23 protein-coding genes and 1 pseudogene are annotated in these 21677 nt (G+C 61.1%); 9 read left to right on the top strand and 15 right to left on the bottom strand.

Annotated elements, in window-relative coordinates; translation table 11 throughout:
* Positions 1–17: 17 nt before the first annotated feature.
* From lptE to lipA, 5 genes are all read left to right on the top strand, one after another.
* On the top strand, positions 18–629 hold the full coding sequence (lptE, locus tag OU997_RS03920) for an LPS assembly lipoprotein LptE (protein WP_267809115.1): 612 nt from the start codon (positions 18–20) through the stop codon (positions 627–629).
* 39 nt (positions 630–668) lie between these two features.
* Positions 669–1703: a DNA polymerase III subunit delta gene (gene holA, locus OU997_RS03925; RefSeq protein ID WP_267809117.1), complete on the top strand. Its 1035-nt coding sequence runs from the start codon at positions 669–671 to the stop codon at positions 1701–1703.
* Positions 1704–1785: 82 nt separating this feature from the next.
* Complete coding sequence (arfA, locus tag OU997_RS03930; protein ID WP_108489371.1) at positions 1786–1944, top strand: alternative ribosome rescue factor ArfA; 159 nt, start codon at positions 1786–1788, stop codon at positions 1942–1944.
* A gap of 71 nt (positions 1945–2015) precedes the next feature.
* The gene (locus tag OU997_RS03935; RefSeq protein WP_267809119.1) at positions 2016–3299 is read left to right on the top strand and encodes a lytic murein transglycosylase; all 1284 of its coding nucleotides are present in this window, start codon (positions 2016–2018) and stop codon (positions 3297–3299) included.
* A 142-nt stretch (positions 3300–3441) separates the two neighbouring features.
* Positions 3442–4494: a lipoyl synthase gene (lipA, locus tag OU997_RS03940; RefSeq protein WP_267809121.1), complete on the top strand. Its 1053-nt coding sequence runs from the start codon at positions 3442–3444 to the stop codon at positions 4492–4494.
* A 70-nt stretch (positions 4495–4564) separates the two neighbouring features.
* On the opposite strand, the gene lipB is transcribed toward lipA, so the two are convergent.
* The 11 genes and pseudogenes from lipB to OU997_RS03995 form a co-directional block, all read right to left on the bottom strand.
* Positions 4565–5218: a lipoyl(octanoyl) transferase LipB gene (gene lipB / locus OU997_RS03945; RefSeq protein ID WP_267809123.1), complete on the bottom strand. Its 654-nt coding sequence runs from the start codon at positions 5216–5218 to the stop codon at positions 4565–4567.
* Positions 5218–5493, bottom strand: a complete 276-nt coding sequence (locus tag OU997_RS03950; protein WP_108489367.1) for a DUF493 domain-containing protein — start codon at positions 5491–5493, stop codon at positions 5218–5220. The genes lipB and OU997_RS03950 overlap by 1 nt, the downstream gene beginning before the upstream one ends.
* Before the next feature lie 73 nt (positions 5494–5566).
* On the bottom strand, positions 5567–6742 hold the full coding sequence (locus OU997_RS03955; protein ID WP_267809125.1) for a D-alanyl-D-alanine carboxypeptidase family protein: 1176 nt from the start codon (positions 6740–6742) through the stop codon (positions 5567–5569).
* A 118-nt stretch (positions 6743–6860) separates the two neighbouring features.
* Positions 6861–7864, bottom strand: a pseudogene (locus OU997_RS03960) (septal ring lytic transglycosylase RlpA family protein).
* Entirely contained in the window at positions 7864–8856 is a 993-nt protein-coding gene (mltB, locus tag OU997_RS03965) for a lytic murein transglycosylase B (protein WP_256582975.1), read from the bottom strand. Before mltB ends, OU997_RS03960 begins: the two are co-directional and overlap by 1 nt.
* A gap of 35 nt (positions 8857–8891) precedes the next feature.
* Positions 8892–9995 carry a rod shape-determining protein RodA gene (gene rodA / locus OU997_RS03970; RefSeq protein WP_177479964.1) on the bottom strand — a complete coding sequence of 368 codons (1104 nt, stop codon included), beginning with the start codon at positions 9993–9995 and terminating at the stop codon, positions 8892–8894.
* 38 nt (positions 9996–10033) lie between these two features.
* On the bottom strand, positions 10034–11923 hold the full coding sequence (gene mrdA, locus OU997_RS03975; protein WP_267809127.1) for a penicillin-binding protein 2: 1890 nt from the start codon (positions 11921–11923) through the stop codon (positions 10034–10036).
* A 13-nt stretch (positions 11924–11936) separates the two neighbouring features.
* Positions 11937–12404 (bottom strand): 23S rRNA (pseudouridine(1915)-N(3))-methyltransferase RlmH, encoded by a 468-nt coding sequence (rlmH, locus tag OU997_RS03980; RefSeq protein ID WP_108489361.1) that lies wholly within the window; start codon positions 12402–12404, stop codon positions 11937–11939.
* A 12-nt stretch (positions 12405–12416) separates the two neighbouring features.
* Positions 12417–12788: a ribosome silencing factor gene (gene rsfS / locus OU997_RS03985; RefSeq protein ID WP_108489360.1), complete on the bottom strand. Its 372-nt coding sequence runs from the start codon at positions 12786–12788 to the stop codon at positions 12417–12419.
* Positions 12789–12825: 37 nt separating this feature from the next.
* On the bottom strand, positions 12826–13500 hold the full coding sequence (gene nadD / locus OU997_RS03990) for a nicotinate-nucleotide adenylyltransferase (protein ID WP_108489359.1): 675 nt from the start codon (positions 13498–13500) through the stop codon (positions 12826–12828).
* A complete protein-coding gene (locus OU997_RS03995) occupies positions 13500–14765 on the bottom strand; it encodes a glutamate-5-semialdehyde dehydrogenase (protein ID WP_108489402.1) in 1266 nt (421 codons plus the stop codon). The genes nadD and OU997_RS03995 overlap by 1 nt, the downstream gene beginning before the upstream one ends.
* A 264-nt stretch (positions 14766–15029) precedes the next feature.
* On the opposite strand from OU997_RS03995, the gene OU997_RS04000 reads away from it, so the two are divergent.
* Positions 15030–16262 carry an alpha/beta fold hydrolase gene (locus tag OU997_RS04000; RefSeq protein ID WP_267809129.1) on the top strand — a complete coding sequence of 411 codons (1233 nt, stop codon included), beginning with the start codon at positions 15030–15032 and terminating at the stop codon, positions 16260–16262.
* A gap of 77 nt (positions 16263–16339) precedes the next feature.
* Here OU997_RS04000 and OU997_RS04005 read toward each other — a convergent pair whose 3' ends face one another.
* On the bottom strand, positions 16340–17194 hold the full coding sequence (locus tag OU997_RS04005; RefSeq protein ID WP_267809130.1) for a class I SAM-dependent methyltransferase: 855 nt from the start codon (positions 17192–17194) through the stop codon (positions 16340–16342).
* 107 nt (positions 17195–17301) lie between these two features.
* On the opposite strand from OU997_RS04005, the gene OU997_RS04010 reads away from it, so the two are divergent.
* A complete protein-coding gene (locus tag OU997_RS04010; protein WP_267809132.1) occupies positions 17302–18018 on the top strand; it encodes a DNA-3-methyladenine glycosylase in 717 nt (238 codons plus the stop codon).
* Complete coding sequence (locus OU997_RS04015) at positions 18015–19331, top strand: bifunctional DedA family/phosphatase PAP2 family protein (RefSeq protein WP_267809133.1); 1317 nt, start codon at positions 18015–18017, stop codon at positions 19329–19331. Before OU997_RS04010 ends, OU997_RS04015 begins: the two co-directional genes overlap by 4 nt.
* Here the strand turns inward: OU997_RS04015 and OU997_RS04020 are convergent.
* The 3 genes from OU997_RS04020 to OU997_RS04030 are packed head-to-tail and all read right to left on the bottom strand — an operon-like array spanning position 19325 to position 20995.
* Positions 19325–19912, bottom strand: coding sequence for an LON peptidase substrate-binding domain-containing protein (locus tag OU997_RS04020; protein WP_108489354.1), 588 nt, complete (start codon positions 19910–19912; stop codon positions 19325–19327). The genes OU997_RS04015 and OU997_RS04020 overlap by 7 nt on opposite strands.
* A gap of 10 nt (positions 19913–19922) precedes the next feature.
* A complete protein-coding gene (locus OU997_RS04025; protein ID WP_108489401.1) occupies positions 19923–20633 on the bottom strand; it encodes an LrgB family protein in 711 nt (236 codons plus the stop codon).
* Positions 20634–20635: 2 nt separating this feature from the next.
* On the bottom strand, positions 20636–20995 hold the full coding sequence (locus OU997_RS04030) for a CidA/LrgA family protein (RefSeq protein ID WP_267809853.1): 360 nt from the start codon (positions 20993–20995) through the stop codon (positions 20636–20638).
* Positions 20996–21212: 217 nt separating this feature from the next.
* On the opposite strand from OU997_RS04030, the gene OU997_RS04035 reads away from it, so the two are divergent.
* Positions 21213–21668: a MaoC family dehydratase gene (locus OU997_RS04035; RefSeq protein ID WP_108489352.1), complete on the top strand. Its 456-nt coding sequence runs from the start codon at positions 21213–21215 to the stop codon at positions 21666–21668.
* Positions 21669–21677 lie beyond the last annotated feature (9 nt).

Here is a 21677-nt window from a genome sequence, read left to right on the forward strand (position 1 = left end):
CGCCAAGGGGATAAAAGATGATCAAACGGAATCTGTTGGTAATTGGCCTGGCCACCCTGCTCAGCGCTTGCGGCTTCCAGCTGCGTGGCACCGGTGACGTGCAGTTCGCGCTCAAGGAGCTGGATGTCAGCGCGCGCAACGCCTACGGCGAAACCGTCACCCAAGTGCGCGACGTGCTGCAGAACAACGGCGTCAAGGTCTACGCTGGTGCGCCGTACCGCCTGGTACTGAGCAACGAGCAGGAAAATCGCCGTGCCGCCAGCTTTACCAGCTCGGCCCGCACCGCCGAGTACGAACTGAGCAAAACCCTGGAATACGAAATCCGTGGCAGCAAAGACCTGCTGCTGATGAGTGACAAGCTGGAAGCCCAAAGTTTCTACACCCAGGACGGTAACAACCTGATTGGCGGTGACCAAGAGGCCGCGCAGCTACGCAAGGAAATGAACCGTGAACTGATCCAGCAACTGGTTCAGCGCCTGCAACAGATCAGTCCAGCGCAATTAGACCTACTGCAGCAAACCGCAGAAGCCAAGGCAAAAGCAGAAGCCGATGCCCTGGAAGCCGCTCGCCAGCAGCAAGCCGCACAACCGCAGCAGTCGCCAATCCAACTGCCGATTCCCGCCCAGTAAGCTCGCCGGGCCGCGCAAGCGGCCCTGCTCTGCGCCCGCATGAAGCTTAATTCCGCACAACTCGCCAAACACCTGCAGGGCAACCTGAGCCCGGTGTATGTGGTCAGTGGCGACGAACCGCTGCTCTGCCAGGAAGCCACTGACGCCATTCGCACCGCGACCCGCCAGCAGGGTTTCAGCGAGCGCCAGGTGTTCAACGCCGACAACAACTTCGACTGGGGCAACCTGCTACAAGCCGGCGCCAGCCTGTCGCTGTTTGCCGATAAACGCCTGCTTGAGCTGCGCCTGCCCAATGGCAAGCCCGGCGACAAGGGCGCAGCGGCGCTTCTGGAATACCTCGCCCGCCCCGCCGAAGACACCGTATTGCTGATCAGCCTGCCGAAACTCGATGGCAGCGCGCAGAAGACCAAGTGGGGTAAGGCGCTGATCGAGGGCGCGCAGACGCAGTTCGTGCAGATCTGGCCGGTCGATGCCAACCAGCTACCCCAATGGATTCGCCAGCGCCTGGCGCAATCGGGCCTAAGCGCCAGCGCCGAAGCCGTGGACATGATTGCCGTGCGCGTCGAAGGCAATCTGCTCGCCGCCGCCCAGGAAATCGAAAAACTCAAACTGCTGGCAGAAGGCACGCAGATTGACGTCGATACCGTGCACGCTTCGGTCGCTGACAGTGCACGCTTTGATGTATTCGGCCTGATCGATGCGGCCCTCAATGGCGAAGCCGCGCATGCCCTGCGCATACTCGAAGGGCTGCGCGGTGAAGGCGTCGAGCCGCCGGTCATTCTCTGGGCCCTGGCCCGGGAAATCCGCCTACTGGCCACCATCGCCCAGCAGTACAGCCAGGGCATGCCGCTGGAAAAGGCCTTCAGTTCCGCGCGCCCGCCCGTCTGGGACAAGCGTCGCCCGCTGGTCAGTAAAGCCCTGCAACGTCTGTCCGCCACCCGCTGGGCCGCGCTGCTGCAGGATGCCCAGTTGATCGATGCGCAAATCAAAGGTCAGGCGGCCGGCGACCCCTGGAGCGGTCTGGGCCTGTTGACGCTAACCATCTGCGGCCAGCGCCTGGGCATCTCCCGCTAGCGCTCAGACGCTGGACATTCAGTCGCATGCGGATCATGCTCCGCCCGCCTGCGACGTGCGGGTCATTTGCCGAGGAAACGCCATGGCGAAGAAAGCCAAACGCGGCCCGAACAAGGCCAAATCCCTGATCGCCCAACCATTGTTTCGCTCCCGCCAGGAAACGCCCAGCAAAGGCAAAGGCAGCTACCGCCGTGAAGCCTCCCAGCAAAACTGGGAGGCTTCATACCTTCTGGCAGCCTGAAAAGCCCGTCACAGCCCGCATACACCGCATTCATGCTAAGGTTACGGCCTGCAAAACGTGCCGAGACCACCATGCCTTACCTGTTTCTTCGTGGCCTGTCCCATAGCGCCACCGCCTGCATCCTGCTGCTCCTGACCGCCTGCGCAGAAGCACCTGCACAGCCACTCGCCGCCGCGGCGATTACGCCACCTCCGACAACCGTCAGCCAACCTTTGCCTGCTGCCCTCGCCCAGCCCACCCTGCTCAGTTTTGACGAATGGCGCATGCTCCTGCGCAGCGATGCGATCGCGGCCGGCATCAACGCCGAGCTGTTTGATCGCACCTTTGCCGGCATCACCCTGGACCCCAAGGTCATCGCCGCAGACAACAGCCAACCTGAATTCACCCGCCCGGTGTGGGAGTACATCGACGGCGCAGTCTCCGTATCGCGCATCGCCCAGGGGCGCCTGCTCAAGGCCCAACACCGCCCAACCCTGAAAGCCATCCGCAGCACCTACGCCGTAGACCACGAAGTGCTGATCGCCATCTGGGGCATGGAAAGCAATTACGGCAGTAATATCGGCAGCCATAACGTCATTCGCTCCCTCGCCACCCTGGCTTACGACGGCCGTCGCCAAGTGTTCTGGCGCAGCCAGCTGCTGGCTGCATTGCAGATCCTGCAAGCCGGCGACGGCCCAGCGCAGGGACTGATCGGCTCATGGGCGGGCGCCATGGGGCAAACCCAATTCATGCCGACCACCTTCAATCAGCATGCCGTGGATTTTGACGGCGACGGCCACCGCGACCTGTGGCGCTCAGCGCCTGATGCACTGGCCTCGGCGGCTCACTACCTGCAAGCCTCCGGTTGGCAGAATGGCCAACCCTGGGGGTTTGAAGTCAGCCTGCCGCAGGGTTTCGATTACGCCCAGGCCGATCCGGAAGTGCGCCACAGCCTGGCGCAGTGGCGCGCCCAGGGGGTCAACCCGCTGCGCGCGGTGGATGCCAACGAGCAGAGCCTGGCCTCACTGTTTCTTCCAGCCGGGCACCGCGGCCCGGCCTTTCTGGTGCTGAACAACTTCCGCAGCATTCTCAAGTACAACAACTCCACCGCCTACGCCTTGGCCATCGGTCTGCTCAGCGACGCCCTGGACGGCAATCCGGGCGTACAGGCCGCCTGGCCGCGCAACGACCGTCAACTGGGACGCAGTGAGCGCATCGAGTTGCAGACGTTGCTGACCAGCAAGGGGTACGAACCGGGCCCGGCAGACGGCATCATTGGCGCCAACACACGCAAGGCTGTTAGGGCATTTCAGCAGAGTCTGGGCCTACCCGCTGACGGTTACCCCAGCCATGAGTTGCTGCAAAAACTGCGTTAAACGAGCTTTACTCGAACGATTGGGCAACATCGCCAAGCACGAACGGGTAGAACCGCGCGGCGCACAACGGACTGAACAGTCAGGCTCTGTGATAGACTGCGCGGCGGCCACAAGCCGCCTCGTCCACGGAGCCCAATAGCCGATGTCCGATACTCCCTCGCCCAAAACCGTCGCCAGTGGCGAAAAATTCCGTACCACCCAAGGCATCACCGCGATCAAGGACGGGCAAAAGCGCCGCGCCTCCAGCGAGCCTCAGGTATTCGAGCCCAAACCCAAGTGGCTACGAGTCAAGGCGCCTGGCGGCAGCCGCTTTGAGGCGGTCAAACGCAATGTCAGCGAACACCGCCTGAGCACCGTGTGCCAAGAGTCCCACTGCCCGAACATGGGCGAATGCTGGTCCAACGGCACTGCCACCATCATGCTGATGGGCTCGGTGTGTACCCGCGCCTGCCGCTTCTGCGCGGTGGATACCGGCAATCCCAACGGCTGGCTGGACTTGGAAGAGCCGCAGAACACCGCCAAGTCGGTGGAGCTGATGGCCCTGCGTTATATCGTGCTGACTTCGGTGGATCGCGACGACCTGGATGACGGCGGCGCCAACCACTACGCGGCCTGCGTGCGGGCGATCAAGGACAACACCCCGCACGTGGTGGTGGAAGCCCTGACCCCGGACTTCGACGGCGACCTGTTGGCCATCGAACGTGTGGTGGATTCCGGTCTTGAGGTGTTCGCGCAGAACGTTGAGACGGTCAAGCGCCTCACCCACGTAGTACGCGACCCACGTGCAGGCTATGAAAAGACCCTGAACGTGCTGGCCCACGCCAAGCGCCACAGGCCGGACGTACTGACCAAGACCAGCCTGATGCTCGGCCTGGGCGAGACGGATGAAGAGATCATCCAGACCATGGATGACCTGCGCGCCATCAACGTCGACATCCTCACCCTCGGCCAGTACCTGCAACCGACGCGCAATCACCTGAAGGTGCAGCGCTGGGTCAGCCCGGAAGAGTTCAACCGTTTCCGCGAAATCGGTCTGCAGAAGGGCTTTATGGAGGTCGCCGCCGGCCCGCTGGTACGCTCCAGCTACCGCGCCGACAAGGTGTTCGAGAAGAATAACCTGGGCCTGGCTGCCCCGGTCCCGGTGCCGGGCCAACAGCTCGACAACAGTCTGATTCCCGCCCTCAATCTGAACTGATTGAGCCACACGAACGCCTGACCTGGGGCTTTGCCTGAGGTCAGGCGTTCGTGTGCCGGCCCTACTCCGCTTACCAGTCGATTGTGTTCGCCAGGCTCTGCTGCTGCGCATAGTCGAGGTGCTTGACCAGTTGCTCACGCAGCCGCGCGCTGACCTCGGAAATATCGATCGCCCCCACCACCTGATCAACCAACTGCGTCATGGCCATACCGGCATAGCCACAGGGGTTGATGCGCTGGAACGGCTGCAGATCCATATCCACATTGAGCGCCAGACCATGGAAGGAACGTCCGTTACGGATGCGCAGGCCGAGCGAGGCAATCTTCGCGCCATTCACATACACGCCAGGCGCGTCCGGCATGGCATTGGCACTGACGCCATAGCTGGCGAGCAGGTCAATGAGGCTGCGCTCGATGCGACTCACCAGCTCACGCACACCAATGCCGCTCCGGCGCACATCCAGCAGCAGGTAAGCCACCAGCTGGCCCGGACCGTGGTAAGTCACCTGACCACCACGATCAACCTGCACCACCGGAATATCCCCCGGAAATAACACATGCTCGGCCTTGCCGGCCTGGCCCTGAGTAAATACCGGGGCGTGTTCGAGCAGCCAGATTTCGTCCGGCGTATCGGCGCCGCGGGTGTCGGTAAAGCGCTGCATCGCATGCCAGGTAGGCTGATAGTCGACCTGGCCCAGCTCACGAAAGCCGAGCGGTAGGTCCATCACAGAACCATGTGCACGATACCGGTCGCGCGTAGGGCGCTGTTGATATCGCGTAACTGATCTTCGCTGGTGGCTTCGATATGCAGCTGTACGGTGGTGTACTTGCCGTTGCTGCTCTGGCGCTCGGCCAGGGTGCTGAGATCGACTTTGGCGTGCTGGCTAAGGATCTCGATCACCGTGCTTTTGTAATCGGCACCACTGTCACCGACCACCTTGATCGGGTAGTCCGCGCAGGGAAATTCGATTTTGTGCGATTTGACGTCTGGTTGATTCATGGCAGTAACGGCCTCGTAAGCCGTGGCAGCAACAACGCCCCTGCGGGTCGGCAAGGGCGTGCTGGTCACGCTATCAGTTGAACAATCCGAAGAAGAACAGGCTGATGCTATCCCACAGGCGGCGGAAGAAACTACCTTCCTCAACGGCCTCAAGGGCGATCAGGTCGGCGCTGTGTACCACTTCCTCACCCAGCTTAACTTCAACCTTACCGATCACATCACCCTGAGCAATGGGCGCCGTAAGCTTCGGATTGAGCGTCATGCCGGCCTGCAGCTTATCCAGCTGGCCTTTCGGCAGCGTGAGGCTCAGATCAGTCGCCAGACCAGCCTTGACCTGACGCACAGTGCCTTTCCAGACCTGGGCCTGGGCCAGCTCCTGGCCTTTCTTGTAGAAGGTGCGGGTTTCGAAGAAGCGGAAACCATAGGTCAGCAGCTTCTGGGTTTCCGCCGCACGCGCCGACTCGCTGACGGTGCCAAACACCGAAGTGATCATCCTTGCGCCATCCCGCACAGCAGAGGCCACCAGGCAATAACCGGCTTCTTCGGTGTGGCCGGTTTTCAGGCCATCAACGGTCTTGTCACGCCACAAGAGCAGGTTGCGATTGCCCTGTTTGATGTTGTTCCAGAGGAACTCCTTCTGCGCATAAATTGCGTAGTGTTCCTGATCTTCATTGATGATCGCGCGAGCCAGAATGGCCATGTCATGAGCACTGGAGTAATGCTCAGGATGCGGCAGACCCGTGGCATTCATGAAGTGGCTGTTACTCATGCCCAGACGCGCAGCGGCTTCATTCATCATGTCGGCGAAAGCATCTTCGCTGCCAGCGATGTACTCGGCCAGGGCAATACTGGCGTCGTTGCCAGACTGGATGATCACGCCGTGCAGCAGATCATCAACGGTCACCTGGCTGTTCAGCGGCAGGAACATGGTCGAACCACCGGAGGCGGCACCACCGGTACGCCAGGCGTGCTCGCTGATTGGCACCAGGTCCTGCTCGCCGATCTTGCCCTTGCGGATTTCCAGCGTCGCGATGTAAGCCGTCATCAACTTGGTCAGGCTGGCCGGCGGCAAGCGCTGGTCGCCGTTGTTCTCGACCAGAACCTTGCCACTGGCAGCATCCAGCAGCACGTAGGACTTGGCGGCAAGCTGGGGCGCCGTTGGAATCACTTGCTGATTGGCCCAGGCAGTCGATGCGCTGAGCAGAAAAAGTGACAGGAAAACGCGTTGCGCAAAGCTGATGATATTCATCCGTCTCTCTAGATTGCTGATGGTAAAACTGCCCGAAGGCCTAATCATTGCTGCCCCGGCTAGGCGCTCGTGCACCGGGGATCTTGCTTAGTCCCATGAAGAGACAATAAGTGCCGCGTCACTCAGCCTTGACCAGAGTTGGCTCGCCAAGATTGGCCAGGCGCACACTGTCCTGCAGCTGTTCAGCTTCGCTCTGGCTGCTCACGGGGCCCAGACGCACGCGGTGCAAAATCTGCTGGTTGCGCACCACTGAGCTGACGAACACTGGCGCAGCCACTGTCTCGCTCAACTTGGCTCTGAGTAGCTCCGCAGCGTCCGGATTGGCGAAGGCGGCCACTTGGAGAAACAGGCCAGAGGCTCCGACTGAAGCGTTTTTTTTTGCGTCAATCTGCACGGGGAGCACCGCGGCGGCATGTTGCTGCGGGGGGGTGAATACTGCTCAAGCGGCTGCGCGACAGGCTGTGCAACCGGCTGGGCCTGGGCCACCTGTTGCGGAGCAGCCAACACCATCGGTACCGGACGGCCCTGCTGAGCCCACCACTCATGCGGATCAATACCTTCGACCTTGACCCGCGCAGTTCCGCTTTCGGCATAGCCGAGCTTCTTCGCGGCGGCGAAGGACAGATCGATAATTCGGTCGGAATAGAACGGGCCGCGGTCGTTGACGCGCAGGATGGCGGTCTTGCCGTTTTCCAGATTGGTTACACGCACATAACTCGGCAGCGGCAGGGTTTTGTGTGCGGCGGTCATGCCATACAGGTCGTAGGTTTCACCATTGGCAGTGGCCTGACCGTGGAACTTGGTGCCATACCAGGATGCCGGCCCCACCGCCTGATAACGACGCGCATCGGGGATCGGGTAGTACTGCTTGCCGAATACGGTGTAGGGGCTGGCCTTGACCGGGCCGTAGTGCGGCATGGGCACCGCATCAGGAATCCGCGACACATCGACATCCCACCAAGGGGCGCCATCCTTGTGTGGACGATTGAAATCACCCGGTCCGGAAATCGCGCCACCCGGTTGAATGGGCGCAACCGGCTGAGGCGCACGACTGGACGAACAACTGGCCAGCGCCAACGCCAGACCGCCACACAGGGCCAACTTGAAAGGCAAACGCAACATCACTTCACACCCCGTGTATCGACCAGCGCCTCGGCCAGCTGATTGACTGCCATGGCATACATCACACTGCGATTGTAGCGGGTGATGACAAAGAAGTTAGGCAGGCCGATCCAGTACTCGGCGCCATCAGTACCTTCCAGACGGAAGGCAGTTACCGGCAAATCGTCAGCCAGCGGCTCGGCACTGGTCCAGCCCAACTTACGCAGCTCACCGACATTCTTCACCGGGTCCAGGCCCACAGTCAGGCCTTGCTCAGCTTGCGCCCCCTTGAGGTTGGCGGCGCTGGCCACAAGTTGCCCTGGCTGCCAGCCGTGCCGCTTGAAGTAGCTGGCCACACTGCCAATGGCATCGACCGGGTTATTCCAGATGTTGATATGGCCATCACCATCGAAATCCACGGCATATGCACGAAAACTGCTCGGCATGAACTGCGGCAATCCCATGGCACCGGCATAGGAGCCGGTCATGCTCAGCGGCTCGACCTGTTCTTCGCGGGTCAATAGCAGAAATTCGCGCAGCTCCTTGCGAAAGAACGGTGCACGCGGCGGGTAGTCAAAAGCCAGGGTCGACAGGGCATCCATCACGCGCCAGCTGCCGGTATTACCGCCATAAAAGGTTTCCACGCCAATAATCGCCACGATCACCTGTGGCGGCACGCCATATTCAGCTTCGGCGCGAGCCAGCGTCGCTTCGTGCTGCTTCCAGAATGCGACGCCCTGACTGATGCGCTTGTCCGTGATGAAAATTGGCCGATAGTCCTTCCACGGCTTGGCCTTTTCTGCCGGACGCGAAATGGCATCAAGAATGGCCTGTTTGCGCTCAACCTGGGCAAACAGTTCGATCAGTTGTTCACCAGCAAAACCATAGTCACGTGTCATCTCTGCGACGAACTCAGCCACCTGCGGTGATTGCCGGTAGTCATCGGCCACAGCCACCGGTACCAGTGCACAGGCGCCAGCCAGCGCCAACCAGGGTGTTACCCATTTCATCATGCCAAACACGTTCTGCATTGCACTCATAATCCCAATCAAGCCTGAGTCATCCACTTCCGATGGGTGTGGATCGACATCAAAATTCCGAAGCCGGAGAGCAAGGTAATAAGCGAGGTACCGCCATAGCTGATGAAGGGCAACGGCACCCCCACCACCGGCAACAAGCCGCTGACCATCCCGATATTGACGAAAACATAAACAAAGAAAGTCATGGTCAGCGCGCCGGCGAGCAGCTTACCGAACAGCGTCTGCGCTTGCACGGTAATCACCAGACCGCGCGCGATCAACAGCAAGTACACCAGCAGTAACAAACACACGCCAACCAGGCCGAACTCCTCGGCCAGTACCGCAATGATGAAGTCGGTGTGGCTCTCCGGGAGAAAGTCCAGGTGCGACTGAGTACCCTGCAACCAGCCCTTGCCCAGCACACCGCCGGAGCCAATGGCGGCCTTGGATTGGATGATGTTCCAGCCGCTGCCCAGCGGATCGCTTTCCGGGTTGAGGAAGGTCAACACGCGCTGCTTCTGGTACTGGTGCATGACAAAGAACCACATGCCGATAGCGATCGGCACCACGGCGGCCACGGCACCAATCACCCAGCGCCATTGCAGACCGGCGATAAACAACACGAAGCCGCCAGAGGCGAGAATTAGCAGCGAAGTGCCCAAATCAGGCTGTATCAGGATCAGCACGAAAGGCATGATGATCATCGCCAGACTGATGCAGATATGCTTAAACCGCGGCGGCAGACTGCGGTTTGACAGGTACCAGGCAATAGTCGCCGGCATGATGATTTTCATGAACTCCGAGGGCTGAAAACGGATCACCCCGGGGATATTGATCCAGCGTGTGGCACCCATGGCGTTATGCCCCATAACATCCACTACAACCAGCAGCGCCACGCCCCCCACATAGGCCAGCGGCACCCAACGCTCCATGAAGCGCGGTTCGAACTGGGCGATGATCAGCATGCCGACCAGGCCGATGCCAAAGGAGCTGGCCTGCTTCATCAGCAGATCAACGTTCTTGCCACTGGCCGAGTACAGAATGAACAGGCTGCCGGTTGCCAGGATCAACAACAGCAGCAGCAATATCCCATCGATATGCAGGCGCTGCAGCAAGGTTGCACGGCGACGCAGAAGATCTTCGGTGGACAGGTTACGGTCAAAATTATTGCTCATGGTGCCACGACCTCAGCCGCCACTGGCGGAGCAAATTCGGCCTTCAACTGGCCTTTCTCATCGAGCAACCAGGCATCCATCACTTGTTTGACCACCGGTGCAGCAACCCCTGAGCCAGACTCGCCATTCTCCACCATCACGGACACCGCAATCTGAGGGTTGTCTGCCGGCGCGAAGGCGACGAACAAGGCATGATCGCGATGGCGTTCAGCCACTTTGCTGCGGTCGTACTTTTCACCCTGCTTGATGGCCACCACCTGAGCAGTACCGCTCTTGCCGGCAATCCGGTACAGCGACGTATCGCCCACCTTGCGCGCGGTACCGCGCGGGCCGTGCATCACCTGCTCCATGCCATGACGACCGTTGTCCCAGAACTTGAGGTCACGCAACACAATGTCAGGCACGGGATTGGGGTCAACCGGCGGCTGTCCCTGGATAGTCTTGGCCAGATGTGGGCGAATCCACTTACCCCGAGTGGCCATCAGCGAAACGGCCTGAGCCAGCTGCAGGGGGGTGGTCTGCATATAGCCCTGACCGATACCGAGGATCAGCGTTTCCCCGGGATACCAGGCCTGACGATAGCGCGCCCGCTTCCAGTCTCGCGACGGCATCAACCCCGGAGTTTCTTCGAACATATCCAGCGACACACGCTGACCCAGACCGAAACGGGTCATGTAGTCGTACATGCGATCAATGCCCATCTTGTGTGCCAGTGAGTAGAAATAGGTGTCATTGGAGCGGGCGATGGCCAGATCCATGTCCACCCAACCATCGCCGGTGCGGTTCCAGTTGCGGTATTTGTGACTATGGCCCTGCAACTGATAGAACCCAGGATCTAAGACTCGGGTCTGCGGTGTCACCACACCGGCGTCCAAACCCGCCACTGCAACCATTGGTTTGATCGTTGAGCCCGGCGGATAAAGACCACGCAACACCCGGTTGTAGAGCGGGCGGTCGATCGAGTCGCGCAACTCGGCATAGGCCTTGAAGCCGATACCGGTAACAAACGGGTTGGGGTCGAAACTCGGCTGACTGACCATCGCCAGCACTTCGCCGGTTTGCGGCTGTATTGCCACTATCGCACCACGGCGACCGGCCAGGGCCGCTTCCGCCGCTTCCTGCAGACGCACATCAAGGCTCAGCACAATATCCTTGCCTGGCGTCGGGTCAGTCCGTTTAAGCACCCGTAATACGCGGCCACGGGCGTTAGTCTCGACCTCTTCATAACCCACATCACCGTGCAACTCGTCTTCATAGAAGCGCTCAATGCCGGTTTTGCCGATGTGGTGCGTACCGCTGTAGGCCACCGGGTCCAGCTCTTTAAGCTCTTTCTCGTTGATCCGCCCGACATAGCCCACCGAGTGTGCGAAGTGCTTGCCCAACGGATAATGCCGAACCAGCTGCGCAGAGACCTCAACCCCCGGGAGGCGGAACTGGTTGATGGCGATGAGAGCGATCTGCTCCTCGCTCAACTCGAACAACACCGGCACCGGCTCGAATGGCCTTCGCCCCTGACGCACCCGGCGCTCAAACAGCGCCCGCTCATCCGGCCCAAGCTTTAGCACTTCGACAATCACGTCGAGTACCTGCGGCCAATCGCCAGCGCGTTCGCGGGTCAGGGTCAAGCTGAAACTTGGTCGGTTATCCGCAATGATCACGCCATTGCGATCGAAGATCAGCCCACGACTGGGCGGAATCGGCTGTACATGGATGCGATTATTTTCCGCCAGGGTGGTGTGGTATTCGTACTGAACCACCTGCAGGTAGTACAGGCGCACGAGCAACACCAAGGTCAGCAGCAACACCACCACGCCCCCCACCACCGCGCGTTTGCGGATCAGACGACTGTCTTTTTCGTGGTCTTTGAGGCGAATTGGTTGCGGCATCGGTGGCTGCTGATTATTTGTGGTAAGGGTGGCCGGACAACACCGTCCAGGCACGATACATCTGTTCGCCGATCAGAATCCGCACCAAGGGATGCGGCAGGGTCAGTGGCGACAACGACCAGCGCTGTTCACTGCGTGCCTGCACCTCAGGCGCCAGTCCTTCCGGGCCGCCGACCATGAGGTTGACGGTGCGGGCATCCAAACGCCATTTGTCCAGTTCAACAGCCAACTGCTCGGTGCTCCAAGGTCGCCCTTCGACTTCCAGGGTGACGATGCGTTCCCCCGGCTGCACCTTGCTCAGCATGGCCTCACCTTCCTGGCGGATCATGCGCGCCACGTCGGCATTCTTGCCGCGGGTGGTCAGCGGAATCTCCACCAATTCCAGCGACAGCTCGCTGGGCATTCGCTTGGCATATTCCTGCCAACCGTCCTCAACCCAGCGCGGCATGCGTGAACCCACGGCAATCAGCTTGATGCGCACAGCGAAACGTCCTTATTGCTGCTCAGAACCTGGCTCTGCGCTGAACTGCGCACGGCTTTGCTCAGCCCCCTGCCACAGACGCTCAAGGTCGTAGAACTGACGGGCCGTTGGCAGCATCACGTGCACCACGATGTCGCCGAGGTCGAGCAGTGCCCACTCGCCACTGTCCAGACCTTCGCTGCCCAGCGGGCGCACGCCCTGCTCTTTGGCCTTTTCCAGCACGTTATCGACCAGCGATTTAACGTGACGGCTGGAGGTGCCGCTGGCGATCAGCATGAAGTCAGTGATGCTGGTTTTGCCACGCACATCGATTACGGTGATGTCTTGCGCCTTGATTTCTTCCAGAGCGGCGGTGGCCAGTTTAACCAGCGCTTCGCTCTGCATTTTTGCGTTTGTCATAAGTAACCCGTTTGCCTCGTGTTCAATTCGCACCACGGTACAGTCCGTGGGCATGGATATAGGCCAGTACCGTGTCAGGCACCAGAAAGCGTGCCGACTTTCCGCTCGCCAGTAGCGCGCGGATCTGGGTAGCCGACACCGCCAGGGGTGTCTGCCAGATAAAAGCAATTTGCCCACTCGGCCCATTCAGGGCAGAAGGGTCACTCACACTGCGTGCCGCCAACAAATCGCGCAGCGCCTCGGGCGCTTCGCTGTCGGCATCCGGGCGCTGCAGCACCAGAATATGACAGTGCCGCAATAATTCATCCCAACGCTGCCAGCTGGGCAAGCCGCAAAAGGCATCCCATCCCAACAGCAGAAACAGCTGGTCATGTACCGCCAACTCGCAGCGCAACGACTCCAGCGTGTCGATACTGTAGGACGGTTTGTCGCGTTGCAGCTCGCGATCATCCACCCGCAGCACATCAGCATCCGTCACCGCCAGCCGCACCATGGCCAGGCGATCCTCGGCACTGACCTCTGGCGCACTGCGATGCGGCGGCCGTGCACTGGGGATCAGACGCAACTCATCAAGCTGCAGCGCCTCGGCGACTTCCACGGCACTGCGCAGATGGCCGATGTGCACCGGATTAAAGGTGCCACCAAGCAGGCCGATGCGTCGGGCGTCGGTACGTCGGGCGCCAGGATTCTGGGCCATCAGGTGCGGATGTGTCCGTCGCCGAACACCACATACTTCTCACTGGTCAGGCCTTCCAGACCCACCGGACCACGGGCATGCAGCTTGTCAGTGGAAATACCGATCTCCGCGCCCAGGCCGTACTCGAAGCCATCGGCGAAACGGGTCGAGGCATTGACCATCACCGAGGCGGAATCCACCTCGGTCAGGAAACGCCGCGCATCCGTGAAGTTCTCAGTGAGAATCGCGTCTGTGTGCTTGGAACCGTAATGGTTGATGTGCTCGATGGCGGCATCCAGCGACTCAACGATACGGATAGCCAGGATCGGCGCGTTGTACTCGGCGTACCAGTCATCTTCACTGGCTTCCAATACGTCGCTGCCGAGCAGCGCACGGGTCGCGGCATCGCCACGCAGCTCAACACCTTTATCGCGGTAGATCGCCGCCAGCGGCGGCAGCACCTTGTCCGCCACGGCGGCATGCACCAGCAAGGTTTCCATAGCGTTGCACGGCGAGTAGCGCTGGGTTTTGGCGTTATCGGCGACGCGAATGGCCTTGTCCAAATCGGCCGCCATGTCGATGTACACGTGACACACACCGTCCAGGTGTTTGATCACCGGCACCTTGGCGTCACGGCTGATGCGCTCGATCAAACCCTTGCCGCCACGCGGCACGATTACATCGACAAATTCCGGCATGCTGATCAGCGCACCAACAGCGGCGCGATCAGTGGTTTCCACCACCTGCACGGCGCTGGCCGGCAGGCCGGCCTCTGCCAGCCCCTGCTGAATGCAGCGGGCAATGGCCTGGTTGGAATGAATCGCCTCGGAGCCACCCCGCAAAATGGTCGCGTTACCGGATTTCAGGCACAGGCTGGCGGCGTCGATGGTCACGTTCGGCCGTGACTCATAAATAATGCCAATCACACCGAGCGGCACGCGCATCTTGCCGACCTGGATACCCGACGGCAGGTAACGCATGTCACGGATCTCGCCAATCGGGTCCGGCAGCGTGGCGACCTGACGCAGGCCTTCAATCATCGAATCGATCACCGCAGGCGTCAGCGCCAGACGGTCAACCATAGCCGGTTCAAGACCATTGGCGCGGGCAGCGGCCAGGTCCAGTTCATTGGCGACAATCAGTTCGTCGCGGCCTGCATCCAACGCTGCAGCGGCGGCCTGCAGGGCACGGTTCTTCTGCGCGGTGCTGGCACGCGCGAGCACACGCGAAGCACTGCGGGCGGCCTGTCCCAGGCGGGTCATATAATCAAGCACGGACTCAGTCATGATCTTGGCAGGTCTGGCGGTTGAAAAAAGTCGCTGAGTATAACGGGCGCGCCGCTTCACGCCCAGCACTGTGCGGCGGACGGTAAACACCGCGTTCGCCACCACTGGCGGTAACGCCGCCAGGCCCCGAGCGGCCGGCCACCCCGAGAAACAGTGACACCTCCCCCGCTTTGCCGCCCGAAGGTTAGGTAAACAAAAACCGCCCAAATGTTTACCGTGCAATTGAAAGGAAAACAGGCGGTTGACCGCCGGGGTGGGATCAGCATGCATTACCGTACCGACTATTGCGCTGCACAACTCAACGAACCCCCGCAGACGCTGGACCTGGGCGAGCTGCGCCTGCACTACCAGGCCTACGCCCAGCACAGCCAAGACCCACGCCCACCGGTGCTGATGCTGGGCGGCGCATTCCAGAGTTTTCGCTCGTTTGCCGCCGAAGTCAGCGAACTGCTCGAACAGCATCCGGTGATCCTGCTTGACCTGCCCAGCCAGGGCGGCAACCTGCAATTGGTGCCGCAACTCACGCTGGAGCAACTGGCCGACCTGATCGCCGACTTTGCCGAAGAGCTCAATCTGCCACCGCTAATGCCCATCGGCCTCTCCTACGGATCCGCTCTGGCCGCTCTGTTTGCTGCCCGACACCCAACCCGCTGCGCCCGCGTGCTACTGGCCGGAATCACTGCCTTTGGCCGCCCCGGTGCGCGCCTGCTGCTGCAGGAAGGCCTGGCATTGCTGGCCGATGGCCGCAACGAGGCCTTTGCTTACGGCGCCCTGACCGGCCTGCTCAACCCTTTGCGCCTGGAGCAGACCGGCGTTGCTCCGGTATTCCGCAAAGCCCTGCTGCGGCAAATTCAGCGCCTGTCCGCCGCCGATGTCGAGCGCTACCGGCAGAACAGTCAGCGCCTGCTGGACTTTCAGGGCTTTAATCAGCACCCCTGCTGCCCCACCCTGGTGCTGGCCGGCGAACACGACCATTTCACCCAGCCCTGGGAGCATGCCCACTTCGCCGCCGCCTGCGCCCAAGCCAGTTGCGCACTGATCCACAACGCTGACCATCTCGCCCAGTTCGAGCAACGCGAAGCCTGCGCCAGCCTGTACAACCCCTTCCTGCGCGGCGAAACCCTGCCGCAGCGCAGCCTGGGCAGCAGCTTGCTGCCCCACCCGCATCTGCTGCAGCTGGAAAAACGCTTTGAGCCGCGCCAACCACCCAACCACCGCCACGCTCGCCTGCAACATCGTGATGGTGGGGAATGGACAGTGGAAGTCAGCGAACTGGGTTTCTTCGGTGGACTGTTGCAAGCCGACCTGCCGACCATTCGTGGCACGCGCGGCTGGCAACTGCTGTGCAAGGACCTGCCAGCACAACCCCTGCTTCCCCTGCGTCAAGATGCAAACGGCTTGGCCTTCGTCTTCCCGCATAGCGATCAGCACGCCAGCCAGGCACTGGAAAGCCAATTCCAGCTACAGCAGCCACTCCCCACTGCGGCCTGCGCTTAACACCACGCCGAACCAACTGAGTGCCGGCGAGACGGGTAAAGCAGGCGCGCGCCGTCTCATGAGATACCCACGTACCGCTAGACACGCGCCTCGATCACCCGTACCAGACCGGCATTACGCGAGACAGCCAGGCCGAGCGCCTGGGCTGTGCGGCTCGGATCAAAGACCTCGACCTGACTGAAGCCGCAGCGCTGGAAGCCCTGCACAATCGCCTGGTCATTGCGGTAATGCAGCGGGTAGTTGCCACGGGTCAGCCGCCCAATCAGACCAACCCCCCAGCGCAGCTGACGGTAACGCGGGTGCTCGCGCAGATCAGGATAAAGCTCGGTGAGATAGGTGGCCTGAGGAAACTCGCGCAACAGGTCAGCCAAACGCGTCCAGAACGATTCGATCAGTGCCAACTCGAAATAATTCACCAACCCCTCGGTAATCACCACCACTGGCTTGCTGTGATCCATCTCGGCGAACAGTGCCGCCAGGCTTTTACTGCCGTCCTCGGCAAGGATATCCACTGCACGCACCTGATGCTGGTTACCCAGCCAACCCTCGGCATTCAGCAACAGACGCTTACGCGCGGCCATCACCGGCAGATCAGCCTCGACATATCGCAGGTGCGAGTATCGCGAGGTAAAGCGACGACCACGCGGTGACAGACCGCAGGCAATTTCCACCACCTGGCATACGCCGCCCTGCTCAATGGCCGCAGTCAGCTGAGCATCAATCTGCAGATGGCGCTGCAACAGGAACTGCTCGATATCCAGACCTAATCCGACCCGTGCCCCCCAGGTGATCGGGCTGAGCAGACCATGCACGAAACGCCCGAAACCGGTAACAAAGGCTACATCCGCCAACTGATGGCGATACCAGACATAACCGGTGTAGTGGGCACTGGGGCTGATATGGGCACTGCTGGCTCGGGCACGTTCAGGCATGATTCAGACTCTTATTGTTATGATCACGGGACCTTCAACGGCGCTCGACTGAACGCCTGAACCGGCCACAGCCCAGCCTATGCCCTGCCGAGTAAGCACAACACTGTATGCCTGCCGATCCCAACCTTAGTTTGCCCTGGCCCCAGGGACGCGCTCTGCCGGCCGATTTCTTCGACCGTGACGCATGCCGACTGGCCCGCGACCTGCTGGGCAAGGTGATTCGCCATCGGCATGGCGAACACTGGCTGAGCGCACGCATCATCGAAACCGAAGCCTATTACCTGAGCGAGAAAGGCAGCCATGCCTCGCTTGGCTATACCCACAAACGCCGCGCGCTGTTTATGGATGGCGGACACATCTATATGTATTACGCCCGCGGCGGCGACTCGCTGAACTTCAGCGCCCAGGGCCCGGGCAATGCAGTGCTGATCAAATCAGCCTATCCCTGGCAGGATGTGCGCAGCGGCGCCGACGCTCTGACGCAGATGCTGCGTAATAACCCGGACGCACAAGGCCGCCCCCGTGCCCCAGGCAGTCTGTGCAATGGCCAAACCCTGCTGTGCAAGGCCCTGGGCCTGAAAGTACCGGACTGGGATGCACGGCCCTTCGATGAGCAGCACCTGTTTGTCGAAGACCTCGGTGAACGCCCGCAGCAGATCGTGCAATGCACCCGCCTGGGCATCCCCCACGGGCGTGACGAGCAACTGCCGTACCGTTTTGTCGACGCTGCCTTTGCCCGCTACTGCACCCGCAACCCATTGCGCCGCGGCCAGTTGGCCGGCCGCGACTTCCATTTAATTAACCCTGAGGATGATCACCGATGAGTCAGTGGCTCGACAGCTTGACCCTGTGGCTGAGCGCCAACCCTGAATGGCTAGGCCTGGCGATCTTCTTGATTGCCTGCGTCGAGTGCCTGGCAATCGCCGGCATCATTGTGCCAGGCACCATTATCATGTTTGCCGTGGCGGTTCTGGCCGGTAACGGTGCCTTGTCGCTTTGGGAAACACTGCTGCTAGCCTACCTGGGCGGCCTGCTCGGCGATGCCTTGTCTTATGGCATCGGCCGCTACTTTCATCAGGACATTCGCCGCCTGCCGCTGCTGCGCAGCCACCCGCAGTGGCTGAGCGCGGCAGAGAGCTACTTCCAACGCTATGGCGTCGCCAGCCTGCTGGTCGGCCGTTATATCGGCCCTCTGCGGCCAATGCTGCCGATGGTCGCCGGCATGCTGAACATGCCGCTCCCGCGTTTTATCGCCGTCAGCCTGCTGGCCGCTGCCGGCTGGGCCATTGCCTATATGCTGCCGGGCTGGGCCACCGGTGCCGCCTTGCGCCTGCCGCTGCCGGAGGGATTCTGGCCGCAGGCCGGCGCCGTAGCGGCAGGCGTGGCCATCGTGGTCGGCCTGAGTATTCAAGGCAGCATGCGCGGGCAACGCCACGCCAGCCTGCTGGCGGCCGGCGCCTGCCTGGTGCTGCTGGTCGGCATGATGCTCAGCTGGCCGCTGCTCAGCCACTTTGATCAGGGCCTGCTGGCCCTGGTGCAGGAACAGCGCAGCAGCGAGCTGGACCGGCTGATGGTGCTGATCACCCGCCTCGGCGACATGCACACCCAGGTGGCCGCCGCCGCTCTGCTGTGCCTGATTCTGCTGGTTACCCGGCAGTGGCGCAGCCTGTGCCTGGCCGTCGGCGCCACACTCGGTACGGCCCTGGCCAATGGTGCACTGAAAGCCCTGTTCGCCCGCAGCCGACCCGATGTGCTGCTGGAGCCACTGGGCAGCTTCAGCTTCCCTAGCGGACACAGTTCGGCGGCGTTTGCGTTCTTCCTGCTACTCGGCCTGCTCGCCGGTCGCGGTCAACCGCCGCGCATGCGCCTGACGTGGCTGCTGCTGGCCAGCTTGCCGGCAGCCGCAATTGCCGTTTCCCGGATATACCTGGGTGTGCACTGGCCCAGCGACATCATCGCCGGCGCCATGCTGGCAGGCTGTTTCTGCGCCCTGAGCCTGGCATTGGTGCAATGGCGTACGTCGCTGCCAGCCCTACCGGCGAAAATCTGGTGGTTGTTGCTGCCGACGATTATCGCCCTGCTCGGCGGCATCACCACCTGGCAGCTGTCAGCGGGGCTGCTGCTGTACCGCTACTGAGAACCGCCCTGCAGCAACTCCAGCAACTGCTGCAACCGCTCCAGGCGCTGCTCGGCACCGGGCATGTCGAGCAGTTGCAGCTTTTGCTGATTGTCCAGTGGCAACAGGTAAGCCAACTGATTGGCCAGCGCCTCCTGGCCTGCCGGTTCACTCGGCATACCCAACGCAGCGACCATCGGATGGGCACTCAGTGCGCCCAGCAGCGCAGCAAGGTCAGCATGTTCGGCGCGCAAGGGCTGCTCGACGCCATCTTCCAGCCACTCAACCTCGCCCAGGGTCAACTGATCAGGCAACACCTGCGCGCGCTGCACCCGAAAGCGCCGCCCACCTTCCACACGAATGCCCAACAAGCCATTGGGCCGCTGTTCAAAATCACGAATCAGTGCCTCACAGCCTATCGCCGCAAACAGCCCGGCGGCCTTGCCAACCTCTGCACCGTCAATCAGGCTGACCACTCCAAAACCCTGGCCCTGCTTCATGCTGCGACTGATCATATCCAGGTAGCGCGCCTCGAATATCTGTAAATCGAGCATGCAGCCAGGAAACAGCACGGTATTGAGCGGAAACAATGGCAGGGTCACGGTCAATTCCTCAGAGCCAGAGCAGGATGGCCAATGGCAACAGCACGGCGGTAAATACCCCCATCAGGCTCATCGCCAGGGCAGAGAACGCGCCGCACTCCTCGCCCTCCTGCAGCGCCCGCGCGGTGCCGACCGCGTGCGCAGTCAAGCCCAAGGCCATGCCCAGTGCGGCAGGATGATGCACACCAAACCGTTTGAGCAGCGCCGGGCCGCAGATGGCGCCGATGATCCCGGTGATCATCACAAACACCGCCGCCAGCGCGGCAATCCCGCCAATCTGATTGGCCACCAGCATGGCAATCGGTGAGGTCACCGATTTGGGCGCCATGCTCATCAGCATGATCTGCTCGGCACCGAAGGCCCAGGCCAGGGAGATGCCCAATACCGTGGCCACCACGCCAGCCACCAGCAAGGTGATCAGGGTGGGCCAGAATAATTGACGGATGCGCCGCAGGTTGAGGAACAGCGGCACCGCCAGCGCCACCGTGGTCGGCCCGAGGAACAGCGTCAGCGCCGTCGCACTGTCCTTGTATTCGGCGAAGGTCAGGCCGCAGGCCAAGAGGATGCCAATCACCGTGAGCATCGACAGCAGCACGGGTTGCAGGAACACCCAACGGGTTTTCTCATAAGCGGCAATCGCCAGTTGATAAGCCCCCAGAGTAATGCCCACACCAAATAAGGGATGATGGATCAGCGCTTGCCAGGCGGCGTGCCATTCCAGAGTCATACATCCTCCCGGCGCTGCTGACGGTCGATCAGCTTTTGCATCAACCAGCCAGCGAAGACGATCGAGATCAACAGCGACAGCAACAGCGCACCGGCAATCGCCCAGAAGTCGGCAAAAATATCCTCGGCATAGGCCATGACGCCCACCGCTGGCGGCACCAGCAGCAGCGGCAGGTATTTCAGCAGGCTGGTGGAGGCCAGATGCAACGACTCACCCACCTCGCCGCGCAGCAGCAGAAAGATGAACAGCAGCAACATGCCGATGATCGGCCCCGGCAGGATTGGAATCAGCAGGACATTCAACGCGGTGCCGAGCAACTGGCACAGCACCAGCCAGGAAAGACCGCGTAACAGCATGATGGATAATCTCCGAATCGTATGATCCCAGGCACAGTGCTGCGCATTATAAGCAGAAGCACCCGCAAACAGCCGGTTTACAGCGGTTGCTGCGAATTGACCAGCAGCCTCGACGCGCATGCACCCGACACTTGACCCTGCGGCAAACCCATGTTGATCTTAAGGCAGAAGGATTTACGCCCGAAAAAAAACAACACTGCGTCTTCAAGGAGAACCCATGACATCAGTACCCGCCACCGAATTGCCCAGCTACATTGGTAAGGAACTCGGCCGTTCCGAATGGCTGACCATCGATCAAGAGCGCATCAACCAGTTCGCCGAGTGCACCGGCGATCACCAGTTCATCCACGTCGACCCGGAAAAAGCCAAGCTCACCCCGTTTGGCACCACCATCGCCCATGGTTTCCTCTCGCTGTCGCTGGTGCCCAAGTTGATGGAAGGCATCATGATCATGCCCAAAGGGCTGAAAATGGCCGTCAACTATGGCCTGGACAGCGTGCGTTTTATCCAGCCGGTCAAGGTCAACTCAAAAGTCCGCCTGGTCGTCACGTTGACCGACGCCACCGAGAAGAACCCCGGACAATGGCTACTCAAGGCCAAGGTTGTACTGGAAATCGAAGGTTCGGAAAAACCGGCCTATATCGCTGAACCGCTGACGCTCTGCTTCGTCTAAGCGCAGCCA

The organism is Pseudomonas sp. SL4(2022) (assembly GCF_026625725.1).
In the GTDB taxonomy this organism is placed as follows: Bacteria; Pseudomonadota; Gammaproteobacteria; order Pseudomonadales; family Pseudomonadaceae; genus Aquipseudomonas.